A 14,260-nucleotide genomic window follows, 5' to 3' on the forward strand; every position below is an offset into this window, starting at 1 on the left:
CGTACCAAGCCCTCTGGACCGCCGTCGGTGCAGTCTGCGATCTATTCCATAGCCAGGAATGCAGAAACTACTTCAAAGCCGCAGGATATGGTCCCGATTGAAGGTGACTTGCTCTAAGGGCCGCAACCGAGGATTTCAGCCTTGGCACGACAGGCGCAGGATTTGGTGCTGCAACCGGATATTGGAAGGGCGGGCTTGGCTCTGCTTCGCTGGTCTTGCCCTCTGGTCTGACCGTGGGCGCGCTGGTGGCGGTAAATGCTTTGGGCGCGGTGACGGTGAACGACGGCCCGCATTTCTGGGCCGCCGCATGGGAGCGCCACCGCGAGTTCGGCGGCCTTGGCCCCAGCCCTCAACTCGCGGCTTTCGATGCCCCGCTTCCGCGCAAGCGGATGGGCGAGGCCACCACCATCGCCATTGTCGCCACCGACGCCACGCTGACCCAAGCTCAGGCGCAACGCATGGCCACCGCCGCGCATGACGGTATGGCCCGCGCTATCGTGCCGTCGCACACGCCGCTGGACGGCGATCTGATCTTTGCCGCCGCGACCGCAGAAAAGCCCTTGGCCGACCCGTTGACCGACACGTTCCAACTCGGCCATGCCGCAGCAATCTGCCTTGGCCGCGCCATCGCCCGAGCGATCTATGAAGCGACGCCGATGGCAGAAGATTTGCAGCCCTGCTACCGCCAGCACCACGGTGGCTAGGCTACCACCGCTTCAGCGCCGCCTCATCCTCATCCCGCGCCGCGACCCATTCCGCACCATCCACTGACAGCTCCTTCTTCCAGAACGGTGCGCGGGATTTCAGATAATCCATCAGAAACTCCGCCGCCGCAAAGGCATCCGCCCGGTGCCGCGCTGCGGTGGCGACCATCATGATCGCCTCACCGCCCGTCAGTCTGCCATAGCGATGCACCACCAAAGCATCGACCAAAGACCATCGCGCTTTGGCTTCATCAACCATGCCTGCGATCGCCTTTTCGGTCATGCCCGGATAATGCTCGATCTCCATCGCGGCCAAAGCGCCAGCATTGTCGCGCACCAACCCCGTGAAGGTGACAACCGCCCCCGCCCCCGCGACCCGCGCCGCAAAAGCGTTGGTAAGCGCGCCCAGATCAAACGGCTCGGCCTGCACCGACACCTGCATCTCAGCCACCGGTCATTGGCGGGAAAAACGCGAGTTCGCGCACGCCAGCCAAAGAAGCCTCAAAGCTGGACAATTCCTGATCCACCGCCACCCGCAAGCTTGCCAGATCGCCAAATGCCCAGTCATAGCGTTCTTCGCGCGCGCGCAATTCGGTGATCAACTCCATCACCGTGGCAGCACTGCTCTCAATCCGCTCACGCGGCACTCCGATCCGCTCCCGCACCCAAGCGAAATACAGCACGTCGATCATTTGTCTTCCCGCAGAAACGGCAGGGCTTTGCGGAAGTAATCCAGGCCCGTCATCGCAGTCAGAAACGCCGCAATCCACATCAGCACCAGCCCGGCATCGCCTGCCACGCTTGCGCAATCACGCTTGCCACAGGCGCGGATCGGATCGGCCAGCCCCTGCATCACCGCATCGGTATACTGCTGGGGCGTCATGCCATGCATCGCCACCCCGTTGAGGTATTCCAACCCGGTGCCCAAGAAAAGCACCGCAATCGCCACCATTTGCGCCGTGGTCTTCCACTTTGCCAACTTGGTGACTTTCAGCAGCCCAGCCTTGGCCCCCAAAAATTCGCGCAGGCCCGACACGAAAACCTCGCGAAACAAGATCACCGTCGCGGGCAGTATCAGCCACGGGTTCATCCCCGAATATCCCGTCAGCACCAGTATCGCGATCACCACCATCGCCTTGTCCGCAATCGGGTCCAGCATGGTGCCGAACTTGCTTTCCTGCTTCCACAGCCGGGCAAGGTAGCCATCAAACCAATCGGTAATCGCGGCCCCCACAAACAGCGTCAGCGCGAACCAATCCGCCCAAGGCCGCTGGAAATACAGAAACATCAGCGGCACGCCGGGGGCAGCCAGCAAACGCATCACCGTCAGAGTGTTTGGGATCGACCATTTCATCCGCCAAGTCGTAGCCCAAATCTGGCATCGGGGGGAAGCGGCAATTCCGACAGGATACATGCAGAAAAGCGCCTATCCGCCGAAAAATCGGGCAAATATATCAGGCGGGCACCGGAGCCCAGATCACATCGTCAATCCGCGCAGCCCCCGTCGCCAGCATCACCAGCCGATCAAACCCCATGGCAACGCCACTGGCGGCAGGCATGATCGCCAAAGCGGCCAGAAAATCCTCATCTACAGGATAACGCTCGCCATACACCCGCGCCTTTTCGTCCATCTCCAACTCAAAGCGGCGGCGCTGTTCTTCAGGGTTGGTCAACTCGCCAAACCCATTGGCGAGTTCAACCCCACACGCATAAACCTCAAACCGCTCCGCCACCCGCGCATCATCGGGGTGCTTGCGCGCCAAAGCCGCCTCGGCGCTGGGGTATTCATCCAGAATAGTGATCCGCCCCATCCCAAGATGCGGCTCCACCAGTTCCCCCAGCACGCGGCTTAGCATGTCCGACCAAGTGTCATCCGCCGCCACCCGCAGCCCCACCCGTGCCAATTCCCCGGCCAACACTTCCGCTATCGGTTCGCCATCCGCGCCAATCGAGGCCAGCAAATCCACCCCGGCATAACGCATAAACGCCTCAGCCACCGACAACCGCTCTGGCTCGGCGAACGGATCGCAAACCTTATCGCGAAACCGCAAAATCCCGCCACCGATCCCTGCCGCCAACCGACAGAATGCGACGACATCATCCATCAGCACTTCGTAAGGCTCACCCACCCGATACCACTCCAGCATGGTAAACTCAGGCGAATGCAAAGCCCCCCGCTCGCGGTTACGCCAAACATGCGCAAACGCCGCAATCCGCACCTCCCCCGCCGCCAGCAATTTCTTCATCGCAAACTCGGGCGAAGTATGCAGATACATCGCCCGCCCGACCCCATCATTGCCGATGGCCGTCGTCATAAACCCATGCAGATGCGCCTCATTGCCGGGGCTTAACGCCAAAGCCGCCGGGTCCACCTCAACAAACTCCCGCTCTGCCAGCCACACCCGCAGCACCGCCTGTATCCGGTTGCGCGCCAGCAAAATCCCGCGCCTGTCGGCATGCCGCGCCGGATGCCACCACGCCATTTCGCTATTTTCGCCTGCCATCTGGAGATTTCCGATCAAACGCGCTAAAGCCACCGCAACGCTTTCGCCCAATACCTGTTGGGCCATTCAAGAACAAGGAACCACCCTGTGAAAGTCATCGCCTCCTCTTTGCGCAAAGGCAATGTCGTCGAGATGGACGGCAAACTTTACGCCGTGCTGAAAGCCGAAAATTTCCACCCCGGCAAAGGCACCCCCACCACTTCTGTCGATATGCGCCGGATCTCGGATGGCGTGAAAGTGGCCGAACGCTGGCGCACCACCGAGATGGTGGAAAAGGCCAATGTCGATGACCGCGAATACGACTTCCTCTATGAAGACGCCGAAGGCTTCCACTTTATGGAGCCGACCACTTATGAGCAATTCGCCGTCCACCCCGATGTGGTTGGCGATGATAAAGCCTTCCTGACAGACGGCCTCAAAGTTTACCTCAAAACCTACGACGGCGTCGCCATCGCGCTGGAACTGCCGCAGCGCGTCAATGTCGAGGTTGCCGAGACCGAGCCGGTGGTCAAAGGCCAAACCGCCTCGTCCTCCTACAAACCCGCGATCTGCACCAATGGCGTGCGCGTGATGGTGCCGCCGCACATCGGCCCCGGTGCCCGCATCGTGATCAACACCGAAGATTACTCCTACTACGGTCGCGTTCAGGATTAAGCAGCCCCGCATTGCAAAAGCCCGCCCGCACCCCGCGGGGCGGGCTTTTTCATGTCCAGCGCCCAAATGATCTGACACATCCGCTTGCGCAGGATGGGGTGCCGCTGGACCAAATCTCAGCAAAACTGGCGCGCAACCACAACATATTGTGGGAAATGCGCCAAAAATCGCCCGTGACCACAAGTCACTCCCCGCTGGGAAGACTTTTCCGCTGAAATCTAAGGCGCGCCCAAACGCAAACCACCACAAAGTTCATTTCATCTTGGCACAAATATCCTGGGGGTAGTCATTGTTTTCGCCATTGGTTCGAGAAACAAATGACTGGGGGGCTAGCCCCCGGCTTGGCCCGCATCCCCCATCATCCCTTGCCCAAATCATCCTCAATATACGCCCGCACGATCTCATCAAAACTATCCTCGGCCCGAAATCCCAAAGCCTTCGCGCGGCTCGCCGCAAACCGCCTCGGCCAACTCTGCACAATCGCCCATACCGCCGGGTCCGGCACATCGCGGATCAGTGCCGCCACATCCGGCCCCGCCGCCCGCGTCAAAGCCGCAATCTGTTCCCCCACCGTCACCGCCACCCCCGGCAAAGTCAGATTGCGCCGCAAGCCCACAGCGCCCAAATCCAACTCCGCCGCATGCAGAAAAAACCCCACCGCCGCGCGCGGGCTGGCCATCGTATGCAACCAATCCCGCGCGACTGGCAGATCGGCGGGCAAGCCATTCAACGGCTCACGGATGATACCGGAGAAGAAACTCGACGCCGCCCGATTGGCTTTACCCGGTCGCACACAGATTGTCGGCAGCCGCAGCCCGATGCCGTCAAAGAAGCCGCGCCGGGAATAATCTGACAACAACGCCTCGCCAATCAGCTTTTGCACGCCATAAGACGAATGTGGCGTCGGCGCGAAATCATCCGGTATTTCCTCCGGGAACGGCCCGCCAAAAACGGCGGTGGTCGAGGCATAAACCACCCGAGGCGCATAGCCCGCCAGCCGCACAGCCTCAAACAAAGCGCGCGTGCCATCGACATTCACGCCGTAGCCCAGATCGAAATTTGCCTCCGCCTCACCTGACACAACTCCGGCCAGATGGAAAATCATCTCTGGCCGATGCGAGATCAGCGCCGCTGCCACCCCCGGCTGCGATAAATCCCCCACCAGCGCCAGATGCGGGGCTTCCACCTCAGCCACCGCAATGTCATGCAAAATCAGCTGGCTGATTGGCTTGCCCTGCACCTGCCCCTGCGCAAGCAAAGCCGCCGTCAGCTTGCGGCCAATCATCCCAGCCGCACCCGTGATCAAAATCCGCATCAAAGCCCCCTGTTTGTCCGCAGCAAAGCACGCCAGCCCGCAAAACCCCAACAGCAAAATGACATCTCCCGTCACCCCAGCAAGATCGCTTGCCGGATGCCACAACCCGGCTATTCTGCCGCTATGTTGCAGATATTTCGATCAGCCCTTTGCAAGATTGTGCTAGCTGGCCTGCTGGCAGCCATCCCGCCCGGGGCCCATGCCGAATTGCGCGCGGTTTTGGTCGGCGTCAGCGATTACCTCACCTTGGATGCGGACCTGAAAGGCCCCGCCAATGACGTGCGCCTGATGGCCGAGGTGCTAACCGCGCGCGGCATCCCAGCCACTGAAATCGCGGTGCTGACCGCTGATCCCACCGACCTGCCTGCCGGAGTGACCACCGATATTCCAACCAAGGCCCACATCATGGTGGCACTCGCCAATGTCTCAAGCCGCGCCCAACCCGGCGATACAGTGGTGTTCTACTTTTCAGGCCACGGCGCACAGGCCCCCGATCAAAGTGGCGATGAGGGCGGGGGTTATGATGAGATTTTCCTGCCCTCTGATGCCGCTGGCTGGAGGGGCGATGTCGGTGCCGTTGAAAATGCCTTGTTCGACGATGAACTTCAGGCTTGGGCGCAGCCCCTGCTGTCACGCGGCATCAAACTGATCGGCCTGATCGACGCCTGCCATTCCGACACCGGATTTCGCAGCCTGCCAAACAGCGCAGGCGTGGCGCGCGGGCTTAGCCCAGCAGACCTGCACATCCCAGACACCGCTCCTTCCGCCCCAACCAATAGCACCCCAGCCCTGAGCGGCGATTTTGTGTTCCTCTATTCCTCACAATCCGACCAACGGTCTTTTGAATATCCCGTCGGCACCTCAGGCCTCTGGCAAGGTGCCTTCACCCGCCAACTCGCCGAGGTGTTGCGCAGCAGCCCCAAGGCCCCGTGGGCGCAAGTTCTCGCCGCCACAGCAGCCTCCATGCAGCAGGGCAGCACAGCGCAAATGCCCGATGGCGAAGGCCCGATGCTGGCCGAAACCCTGTTTGGCACCCCGGCACCGCAGCGCTTTCCGGTTCAAGATGGCATCCTGCAAGCGGGCCTGCTGCAAGGGCTGAACCCCGGCGATGAACTCTCGCTTTACGCATCCCCCGAAGGTGGCGCGGCCATTGCGCAAGTGACCCTGATCCAAGTGAACGCCCGCAGCAGCACCTTGCCACAAGGCACGCCCAATGCCGCTTGGGCCAAGCGCGACCAGCCCGCAGCGCCACCCTCGTTGCAGCTTGCGCCTCCGCAGATTGCCGATCCAAACGACGGCTTTGACTATGCGCCATGGATCGCGGCGCTAGTGCAATATCCAAATCAGGGCCCCGCCGATCTTACCCCAATCCTGACCCAAGGCACCCTCGCCCTCGCAGGCCCAGACGGCCAACTTGATCCGCAAGGCCCAAACTCCACCCCGCGCGTCACGCTGCAAGACGACGAAACCACAGCCTTAGCCCTTAAGCGCACATTGACCGCAGCCGCCCACAACCTGCGCCTGCGCCGTCTGCTTGCCTCTGTCGCCGGACGCAGCCTGACCGCGCAATCGCCATTGAAACTCGATTGGCAGCGCAAAGCGACGACGGGTTGCGCCAACCCCGGCCAACCCGAAGCGATTGACCCAGCCAAAGGCGTGCAGCCCTGCGATCAGCTTTGGCTGACATTCCAAAACAGCTCTGGCCGCGATCTGGATGTCTCGATCCTCTATTTCAACGCCGATTTCAGCATCACCCCGCTTTGGCCCAGGCAAGGCCTGTCCAACCGCCTCGCCGCTGGGGAAACCGGGCGAGCAGGTTTCCAGATTGACCAGAACTCACCCCCCGCTGATGAGGATATCCTCGTGCTGGCCATTCAGGTTGAACCCGGTGCCGCCCGCGTCGATCTGACCCTGCTCGCCGATCCTGCCGCCACCCGAGGCGCGGGGGATTGGTATTCCAACCGTCTGAACCCCGACACCACCACCCGCAGCTTTTCCACCAAACCCGCACCATTGCTGATGATCCGCCAAGCCGTGCGGGTTCGCCCCGCGCCACAGAAACCCCCGCCACAGGGAGATGAATGATGATAAAAGCAACCGTGACCGCACTGGCCCTGCTCCTGGCAGGCCCCGCCTTGGCCGAGGTCAACCCGGATTTCAAACCGAGCCAGCCCTCGGCCTTCGCTTGGGCGAAAAGCGGCGCCAAGGCGGCTTATGAGGCCAAAGCCGCAACAGGTGGCAAGGTGCTGGGCGGCAAAGTCTCGGCCGATGGGGCGTGGCCATGGCAGGTGGCGCTGCTGGTCGGTGGTGCGCCTGTCGGGCCAGATGCGCAGTTTTGCGGTGGCAGTTTGATCATGGAAGACTGGGTGCTGACGGCGGCCCATTGCGTGCATATGCAGGACGCGCAGGGCAACTGGGGCGATCTGGACCCGAAGGATATTTCGGTGATGCTGGGCAGCAATATCATCGCGGCGGGCAAGGGTGAGGTGATCGCGGTGAAAGGGGTGTTTCGGCACCCCGATTACGTCGGCACCGGGTTTGACTTTGATATCGCGCTGTTGAAACTCGCGCGCGCGCCTCGGCTGCCGTATCAGGTGGTTCAGGTGCCAGACGCAGCCTTTGGCGATGAACTGGATCAGCCGGGGGTGGTGACAGTGGTGACCGGCTGGGGCTTGGTAGAGGGCGGCGGGCATCCCGAGGCTTTGCATGAGACGGAGATTCAGATGCTCGACCGGGGGCTGTGCAATCAATCTTTGATGGCGGCACGGACAGAGGCGGCGGCAGAGGGGTTTGGCTATGCGGCGGGGATTCTCAGTTTGCGGGATGAGGATGCCTATCAGATCTGGGATGAGCTGGTCGGTCGCGCGCCGCCGCCGATGAGTGAGAATATGCTATGTTCCGGCACGTTCGAGGGCGGCAAGACCGCCTGTTCGGGCGACAGTGGCGGGCCTTTGGTGGTGCCGCTTGAGGATGGGACCTATATTCAGGCCGGGATTGTGAGCTGGGGGCTGACCGCGAAATCGGGTGAGGGCTGCGAAGAGAAGGCACTGTTTTCGGCCTATACGAAGACCGCGAAGTTCGTGCCTTGGCTGGATCAGGTGATCGGCGAAAATCCCTGAGAATTTCAAGGCCCCGAGTTGGGATCTTAGACAAGAGTATTTGTTATCAATTTTTATGAAATCTTGGTAAGGAATTACTGGCACTTTGCGCTGCCAGATGACAACGACACAGGTCACGCAGACAAATCATCCAGTGTCATGCCCGAGGCTTCTGCCAGTTTGCGCAGGGTAGCGATGGAGCCTTGTTTGCGCCCGGTTTCAATCTCGGCCACCGTCACGCGGTTGACGCCTGCGCGCAGGGCAAGCTCGGCTTGGGTTAGACCTCGCAGGTCACGGTAGACGCGTAAAGCATTGTCGCCATTCAGCAGGCGGTTGGCGTAGGCGGCGGGGATCGGTTCTTCCTGCCTCGAAGCCAGTGCAGCCTTGGCGCGGTCATAGGCTTGCAGATCGGCTTGATCCTCGGCTGCGGCGCGCAGGCGGTCGTATTCGGCGCGGGGGATGGATACCATTTCCGTAGTGCCGTCTGTTGACTTTGGCAATGTCGCGGGCCGCCACGATTTCCAGAACTGCCAAGACATGGCTTAGACCTCTATATTCACGTGCAGCAGTCCGCGTGACTTCGAATTATCAGCAATTTGCGACCGGTCGAGCTTCATGTAGCTTAAAGCTACATTGGTTTCTACTCCACCAACTTCGGCCACAGCATTTCCACCGTCAGGCCGTTTTCTACCTCTGGCAGTGTCAGCTTCGCGCCGTGTCTTGCGGCGATGGCGCGGACCAGTGCCAAACCGAGGCCGTGGCCTTGGATACCGCGATCTTTGTCGCGACTGGCACGGGTGAAACGATCAAAGGCGGCGTCGCGCAGGTCGGGGGGGAGGCCGGGGCCGGAATCGGAGAGGGTCAGGCGATGGTGGTCGGGGTCTTGGCAGAGGGCAAGGGTGATGGTGTCGCCGGGGGCGCAGTATTTTATGGCGTTGTCGATCAGATTGGCGAGCATTTGCGCGATCAGGTTGCGGTCACCGAGGATGCGCAAGTCTGGGGCGGTTTGCAGAGTGCAGAGCAAGCCTTTGTCTTCGGCGAGGGGTTCATAGAGATCCCAGACCTCGGCTGTCACGGCAGAAAGATCGACAGGAAGCAGGCCGCCGCCGCTGCCTTGGTCGGCCTCGGCGCGGGAGATATCCAGCAGCGAGTCGAAGACGCGGATGGCATTGCGCATTTCGGCTTTAAGCTCGGACGCGAGGGCCGGTTGGCCTTCGATCTGCGTGAGTTTCTGCATCATGCGATTGAGCGGGGTGCGCAACTCGTGGGCGATGGTGTCGGACAAGCGGTGCGTGGCGCGGTTGAGGTTTTCGATACGGTCGAGCATGGCGTGGACATGGGTTTCCAAGAGGCCAAATTCATCCGGGCTGCGCGGGCCGGCGAGGCGGGCGGTGAGGTCGCCGCCTGCCACCTGATCGGCGAGGCTGTTGAGGCGGGATATGCGGGTCATCACGGATTTGGCGGCAAAGGTGCCGATGAGCGCGCCTGCGGCGATCAGAACCAGACTGAGCGCGGCCATGCCCTTGCGCAAACTGGCAAGGGTAGATTCGACAGGGGCAAGCGAGCGGGCGACCAGTAGCGGGAAGTCACCGGGCAAGGTGCGGGCGACGCCAAGCCATTCGGTGCCTTGGTGGGTGAAGCGTTGGGCTTGCGTGCTGGAAAAATCGGCATCAGCTGAACGCGGGGTTTGCAGTTGGATTTCAGCGGGCCAGTCGGCCTCCGAGCCTGCAAGGCGGGTGTGATTGCGGTCTTGTAAAAGCAAAAGTTCGCTGCCAGTGCTGGCGCGGTCGTTGATGGCTTGGCGCAGGGCTATGATGCGGCGTTGCTGGTAAAGTGCAGAATAGCCCGCCAGATCGGCGCTTAAAGCCGCCTTTGCGGCCTCGGTCAAACGGGTTTCTACAAGGCGGTACTGCATGGCCATCGCCAGCAACGACAGCAAGCTGATGGCAAGAGCCATGGTGGCCGCAAGTTTCAGGGTAGAGCGGGCGATCATGGCGCGGGAAGTGGCGCGAAGATATAGCCTTCGCCGCGGGCGGTCTGGATGGCTTGCGATCCGGCTTCCTCCAGCTTGCGACGCAGGCGGCCGACGTGGACATCGACAACATTGGTGCCGGGGTCAAAATGCAGATGCCAGACGTTTTCCAGCAGTTGCATCCGGGTGACGATCTGGCCAGCGTTCTGGGCGAAATAGGTGATCAGTTCAAATTCCTTTGGCGAAACCGCGACATGCGCGCGGTTGATGTGGACGGTGCGGGCTTTCATGCGGATTTCCAACGCGCCAAACACCAGCAGATCATTGTCCTGCCCCTGCATGGTGGCGCGGCGCAACAGGGCGCGCAGGCGGGCGCGAAGTTCTTCCGGCTCGAAGGGTTTCGGCAGATAATCATCGGCACCTTTCTCCAGCCCTTCGACGCGGTTGGCGGCGCGGCCCAAAGCCGACAGCACGAGGATCATGGCTTTGGCACCGATGCCGCGCATTTTGGCGATGGCCTCAACGCCGTCGCCGCCGGGCAGCATCCGATCCAGCACGATGACGCGGAAGTCGTGGGCGGAGAGGGCGATGCCTTCGGGCAGAGTGGGGACGATGGTGGCGTTGCAGCCGAGGGCGCGCACTTCGCGGGCGATGGCTGCGGCGGTCTCGGGGTCATCCTCGATGATCAGGATGCGGTCGGTTGGGGCGGGCATTGCGGTTCCTTCGCTTTGGCAGATGTCAGAACACCACCACGTCGCGGTCAAGCACATTCGCACCGCCGACAGGATGCAGCGTCTTGCCGGTGGCCCAGGGGTCGATCAGGACGTGGCGGGTGCCGGTTGTGCCTTGGATCAGAAAGAGGACGGGGTGGGTGAAGCTTTGGGTCAGTTGGGTTTGCGCGGGCTGGCCGTCGATTTGCAGGATGGTTTCGGTGGCCGTGAGGCCCGCGATAAGGGCGGGGGAGTTCGGGGTGACGGTGGTGATTTGGGTTTGGCTGAGGGTAAGGCCGAGGGTTTGAAGGGTGTATACGGCGCGGCGCTGCGGGGCTTTGAGGCCGCGTAGGGTTAGGCGGGAGGTTGGTTCGGTGAGGTCGGCGATCAGGATCAGGATGGTGCCAGCGCGTAGGATGGTGAGGTCGAGGCGGTTTTGGCTTTGGGCGGATTCAACGGCGAAGGCAAGATCGCCGGGCGTAGTGAGGCTTGCTGCGTTGACGGCGAGTATAACATCGCCGGGGAGCAGGCCTGCTTGTTCGGCAAGGCTGGCGGGGGCTATGGCATCAACCAGCAAGCCAGTGGCGGCGAGGTTCAGTGCTTCAGCCAGTTGGCGGCTGACCGGGCGGGCAGTGAGGCCGAGTTTCGGGATCGGCGGTAGGGTTTCGTCAACAAGCCCTTGCACGATGCGGGTCAGGTCAGCGCTTGGGATGGCATAGGCGATACCGATGAACATCCGGCTGCCGTCGGCGATTTGGGCGTTCATGCCGACCAGCGCGCCTGTGCTGTCGATCAGCGGGCCGCCGGAGGAGCCGGGGTTGAGGGCGGCGTCGTGCTGGATCATTCGGATCGGGGTGGCGGGGTCGGTTTGACGGCCCAAAGCCGAGATGCGGCCTGCGGTGACGGTGAATTCTATGTCGAGCGGGGCACCGAGGGCCCAGACTTCGGCACCAAGTTGCGGTGGGGTGGCTGAGGGTATCAGCCCGCCCTGCCCCGGTTTTACCGCGATCACCGCCACGTCGCGGCTGGGATCAGAGGCGATAACTTGGCCGATCTGTTCGTGGCCTGCGGCGTCGGTCAGGCGGACTTCGGTGGCTTGCCCAATCACATGCGCGTTGCTGACGGCGACTTCTCCATCGCCCCAGAGAAAGGCCGAGCCGAGGAAGCGATCTTCGGCATCAGCGCTGTGGACGGTGAACACGGCGGCCATCGCGGTTTCCAGCATGGGGGCGTCGGCGGCTTGGGTGGGGGTGGTGAGCAGGAGGACGGCGAAGATAGCGCGGCGCAGGGGGGGAAGGGAAACGGGCATGGATATCCTCGGGTTATGTCTTGACGGTGAGGGTAGCGTGGGTTGGATTGCGTTGCCCGTGACAAAGGCTGTCATTGGGTGGCAGGCGATGTAAGGCGGTCCACCGCCTCGCCCTAGCAGGCTCACCCTCGGGATATTTGAGCGCAGAGGATCAGCTTTAAAGCAGGTGCGCGGTAGCTGGGGACGCGCTGCAGACTTGCGTTGCAGGAGAGCGGGCATTGATTGGCAGGGCGTTTTGGGCATCCTGAAATGTATCAAGACGGCCAAGTGAAAAGGGTTGTCAGCAATGCTGGCGGCTTCGCGCTCGGGGCAGGATGAGGCCACCCCGCGAAGATGTGAACGGGGGTGCGACATTTTCCGCAAAGCGCGTGGTTTGGTTCCGGGCTATGCTGGAACAAATCAAGGAGTCTTGCCATGCTGATCCGTCCCACCCGCCGCCAATTTCTCGCCTCTGCCGCAGCCCTGCCATTGGCGGGTTTGGCGCGGCCTGCACGCGCCGCGGTGGCGCAAATGAGCATTGGCACCCGGCAGATTGAGGTTTTGGGGCGGGCGGCGACGGTTTACGGCATCAACGGCTATGACGGCCAGTTGGGGTTTTATGGCCGCGCCGGGGATCGGTTTCAGCTGGGCATCCAGAACGACACCGATAAAGGCATCGTCACGCATTGGCATGGGCAGGTGATGGCGGCAGAGGGGCAGGATCGCTCTTATACCGGCGGCGGCGAACTTGCGCCGGGCGCGGTCGATCAGATGGATTTTGAGCTGACCCCCGGCACGCATTGGATGCATTCGCACCAGTTGTCAGAGCAGATGCTGATGGCCGCGCCGATGATCTGCCGCGAGGCGGATGCCGAGGATATTCAAGAGCATGTCATCATGCTGCATGACTTCAGTTTTAAGACTCCCGAGGAGATTTTAGCGGTTCTGGGTGGTTCGGATATGCACGCGGGCGGGGCTTCGGGTGGCATGGATATGGCGGGGATGGATCACTCTGGCGGCGATATGTCGGGGATGGCGATGCCCGGCACGGCGATGACCGACGGCATGATGGTGCATGCCAATGACGTGGCCTATGATGCTTATCTGGCGAATGATCGCGCCTTGGCTGACCCCGAAGTGGTGCAGGTCGAGGCGGGCACGAAACTGCGGTTGCGCATTATCAATGGCGGCACGGCGACGGCGTTTTGGATTGATCCCGGTTTGCTGGCCTCAACGGCGATTGCGGTGGATGGCAGCCCATGTCAACCGCTGGCGGCCAAGGCCTATCCGATGGCGCAGGGGCAGCGGCTGGATCTTCTGGTGGAAATTCCGCCGGAAGGTGGGGCGTTTCCGATCTTTGCCCAAGTTGAAGCCGCGCGGATGCGGACCGGGATTGTGCTGGCAACTGCGGGGGCCAAGCTGGCCCGGCTGAGCGATATGGCCGAGGCCGACAGCCCCAACCTCGACACCAGCTTTGATGCCGGTTTGCGGGCGGTGAACGCGCTGCCTGAACGTGCGGGTCGGACGGCGCATCTGATGCTGGGCGAGCAGCCGGGTTATCGTTTTACCATTAACGGCAAAGTGCACGGCGAGGATGTGCCGATTGCCGCCAAGCTCGGCGAACGCCTAGAGTTGATGTTGATGAATACCGGCATGATGATGCATCCGATGCATTTGCACGGGCATCATTTTCAGGTGGTCGATGTCGGGGCGGGGCGGTTCAATGGGCCGCGGCGCGATGTGGTGGCGGTGCAGCCGGGCGGCGTGGTTACAGTGGCGGTCGATCTGGACAAGCCCGGCAGTTGGTTCCTGCATTGCCATCACCTGTACCACATGGCGACGGGGATGATGACGGAAGTGCTGGTCAGCTAGGCCTTCGGTTTTAAGCGCGCGAGACTTTAGAGCAAGTCGCCGTTCATATGATTCAGGCTTCCCATCTTGGACGGTTTCTGATTCCCTGATCTTTCCAGATATAGGGGATCGAGATGGGCAAATCACATCCTATGGAGCTTCGC

At 61.7% G+C, this 14,260-nt stretch carries 13 protein-coding genes and 1 pseudogene; 5 read left to right on the plus strand and 9 right to left on the minus strand.

Features of this window, described 5'->3' with window-relative positions; genetic code table 11:
• Positions 1-110: 110 nt before the first annotated feature.
• Positions 111-704, plus strand: a pseudogene (locus ACP7AP_RS22985) (P1 family peptidase); the annotation flags it as partial.
• 1 nt (position 705) lies between these two features.
• Here the strand turns inward: ACP7AP_RS22985 and ACP7AP_RS22990 are convergent.
• The 4 genes from ACP7AP_RS22990 to epmA all read right to left on the minus strand — a co-directional run bounded on the left by ACP7AP_RS22990 (position 706) and on the right by epmA (position 3,208).
• Positions 706-1,146, minus strand: coding sequence for a molybdenum cofactor biosynthesis protein MoaE (locus ACP7AP_RS22990; protein WP_426038081.1), 441 nt, complete (start codon positions 1,144-1,146; stop codon positions 706-708).
• 1 nt (position 1,147) lies between these two features.
• Positions 1,148-1,396 (minus strand): molybdopterin converting factor subunit 1, encoded by a 249-nt coding sequence (gene moaD / locus ACP7AP_RS22995; protein WP_426038083.1) that lies wholly within the window; start codon positions 1,394-1,396, stop codon positions 1,148-1,150.
• Positions 1,393-2,058: a CDP-diacylglycerol--glycerol-3-phosphate 3-phosphatidyltransferase gene (gene pgsA, locus ACP7AP_RS23000; protein ID WP_426038085.1), complete on the minus strand. Its 666-nt coding sequence runs from the start codon at positions 2,056-2,058 to the stop codon at positions 1,393-1,395. Before pgsA ends, moaD begins: the two co-directional genes overlap by 4 nt.
• A 100-nt stretch (positions 2,059-2,158) precedes the next feature.
• Positions 2,159-3,208 carry an EF-P lysine aminoacylase EpmA gene (gene epmA, locus ACP7AP_RS23005; RefSeq protein ID WP_426038087.1) on the minus strand — a complete coding sequence of 350 codons (1,050 nt, stop codon included), beginning with the start codon at positions 3,206-3,208 and terminating at the stop codon, positions 2,159-2,161.
• Between the two features lie 87 nt (positions 3,209-3,295).
• On the opposite strand from epmA, the gene efp reads away from it, so the two are divergent.
• Entirely contained in the window at positions 3,296-3,862 is a 567-nt protein-coding gene (gene efp / locus ACP7AP_RS23010) for an elongation factor P (RefSeq protein WP_426038089.1), read from the plus strand.
• A 358-nt stretch (positions 3,863-4,220) separates the two neighbouring features.
• Here the strand turns inward: efp and denD are convergent, their stop codons facing one another.
• Entirely contained in the window at positions 4,221-5,177 is a 957-nt protein-coding gene (gene denD, locus ACP7AP_RS23015) for a D-erythronate dehydrogenase (protein ID WP_426038091.1), read from the minus strand.
• A gap of 96 nt (positions 5,178-5,273) precedes the next feature.
• Between denD and ACP7AP_RS23020 the strand changes: the two genes are divergently transcribed.
• Both ACP7AP_RS23020 and ACP7AP_RS23025 read left to right on the plus strand, forming a co-directional pair.
• Positions 5,274-7,262 carry a caspase family protein gene (locus ACP7AP_RS23020; protein WP_426038093.1) on the plus strand — a complete coding sequence of 663 codons (1,989 nt, stop codon included), beginning with the start codon at positions 5,274-5,276 and terminating at the stop codon, positions 7,260-7,262.
• Positions 7,262-8,296 (plus strand): serine protease, encoded by a 1,035-nt coding sequence (locus ACP7AP_RS23025; RefSeq protein WP_426038095.1) that lies wholly within the window; start codon positions 7,262-7,264, stop codon positions 8,294-8,296. The genes ACP7AP_RS23020 and ACP7AP_RS23025 overlap by 1 nt, the downstream gene beginning before the upstream one ends.
• A 113-nt stretch (positions 8,297-8,409) precedes the next feature.
• Here ACP7AP_RS23025 and ACP7AP_RS23030 read toward each other — a convergent pair whose 3' ends face one another.
• The 4 genes from ACP7AP_RS23030 to ACP7AP_RS23045 all read right to left on the minus strand — a co-directional run bounded on the left by ACP7AP_RS23030 (position 8,410) and on the right by ACP7AP_RS23045 (position 12,266).
• On the minus strand, positions 8,410-8,745 hold the full coding sequence (locus ACP7AP_RS23030; RefSeq protein WP_426038097.1) for a helix-turn-helix transcriptional regulator: 336 nt from the start codon (positions 8,743-8,745) through the stop codon (positions 8,410-8,412).
• 170 nt (positions 8,746-8,915) lie between these two features.
• Positions 8,916-10,232, minus strand: a complete 1,317-nt coding sequence (locus ACP7AP_RS23035) for an ATP-binding protein (protein WP_426038099.1) — start codon at positions 10,230-10,232, stop codon at positions 8,916-8,918.
• Positions 10,233-10,264: 32 nt separating this feature from the next.
• Positions 10,265-10,960, minus strand: coding sequence for a response regulator transcription factor (locus ACP7AP_RS23040; RefSeq protein ID WP_426038101.1), 696 nt, complete (start codon positions 10,958-10,960; stop codon positions 10,265-10,267).
• A gap of 25 nt (positions 10,961-10,985) precedes the next feature.
• Entirely contained in the window at positions 10,986-12,266 is a 1,281-nt protein-coding gene (locus tag ACP7AP_RS23045) for a trypsin-like peptidase domain-containing protein (RefSeq protein WP_426038103.1), read from the minus strand.
• Positions 12,267-12,680: 414 nt separating this feature from the next.
• Here ACP7AP_RS23045 and ACP7AP_RS23050 point away from each other — a divergent pair, with 414 nt between their 5' ends.
• Positions 12,681-14,117 (plus strand): multicopper oxidase family protein, encoded by a 1,437-nt coding sequence (locus ACP7AP_RS23050; protein WP_426038105.1) that lies wholly within the window; start codon positions 12,681-12,683, stop codon positions 14,115-14,117.
• Positions 14,118-14,260 lie beyond the last annotated feature (143 nt).

Origin of the sequence: Cypionkella sp. TWP1-2-1b2 (assembly GCF_049896245.1) — a bacterium.
Taxonomy (GTDB): domain Bacteria; phylum Pseudomonadota; class Alphaproteobacteria; order Rhodobacterales; family Rhodobacteraceae; genus Cypionkella.

Bases quoted from the DNA above. Each gene is read 5' to 3' on its own strand.
- pgsA (WP_426038085.1), bottom strand. From the start codon at position 2,058: ATGAAATGGTCGATCCCAAACACTCTGACGGTGATGCGTTTGCTGGCT.
- denD (WP_426038091.1), bottom strand. From the start codon at position 5,177: ATGCGGATTTTGATCACGGGTGCGGCTGGGATGATTGGCCGCAAGCTG.
- ACP7AP_RS23020 (WP_426038093.1), top strand. From the start codon at position 5,274: ATGCCACAACCCGGCTATTCTGCCGCTATGTTGCAGATATTTCGATCA.
- ACP7AP_RS23030 (WP_426038097.1), bottom strand. From the start codon at position 8,745: ATGGTATCCATCCCCCGCGCCGAATACGACCGCCTGCGCGCCGCAGCC.
- ACP7AP_RS22990 (WP_426038081.1), bottom strand. From the start codon at position 1,146: ATGCAGGTGTCGGTGCAGGCCGAGCCGTTTGATCTGGGCGCGCTTACC.
- epmA (WP_426038087.1), bottom strand. From the start codon at position 3,208: ATGGCAGGCGAAAATAGCGAAATGGCGTGGTGGCATCCGGCGCGGCAT.
- ACP7AP_RS23050 (WP_426038105.1), top strand. From the start codon at position 12,681: ATGCTGATCCGTCCCACCCGCCGCCAATTTCTCGCCTCTGCCGCAGCC.
- ACP7AP_RS23045 (WP_426038103.1), bottom strand. From the start codon at position 12,266: ATGCCCGTTTCCCTTCCCCCCCTGCGCCGCGCTATCTTCGCCGTCCTC.
- ACP7AP_RS23025 (WP_426038095.1), top strand. From the start codon at position 7,262: ATGATAAAAGCAACCGTGACCGCACTGGCCCTGCTCCTGGCAGGCCCC.
- ACP7AP_RS23040 (WP_426038101.1), bottom strand. From the start codon at position 10,960: ATGCCCGCCCCAACCGACCGCATCCTGATCATCGAGGATGACCCCGAG.
- ACP7AP_RS23035 (WP_426038099.1), bottom strand. From the start codon at position 10,232: ATGGCTCTTGCCATCAGCTTGCTGTCGTTGCTGGCGATGGCCATGCAG.
- moaD (WP_426038083.1), bottom strand. From the start codon at position 1,396: ATGATCGACGTGCTGTATTTCGCTTGGGTGCGGGAGCGGATCGGAGTG.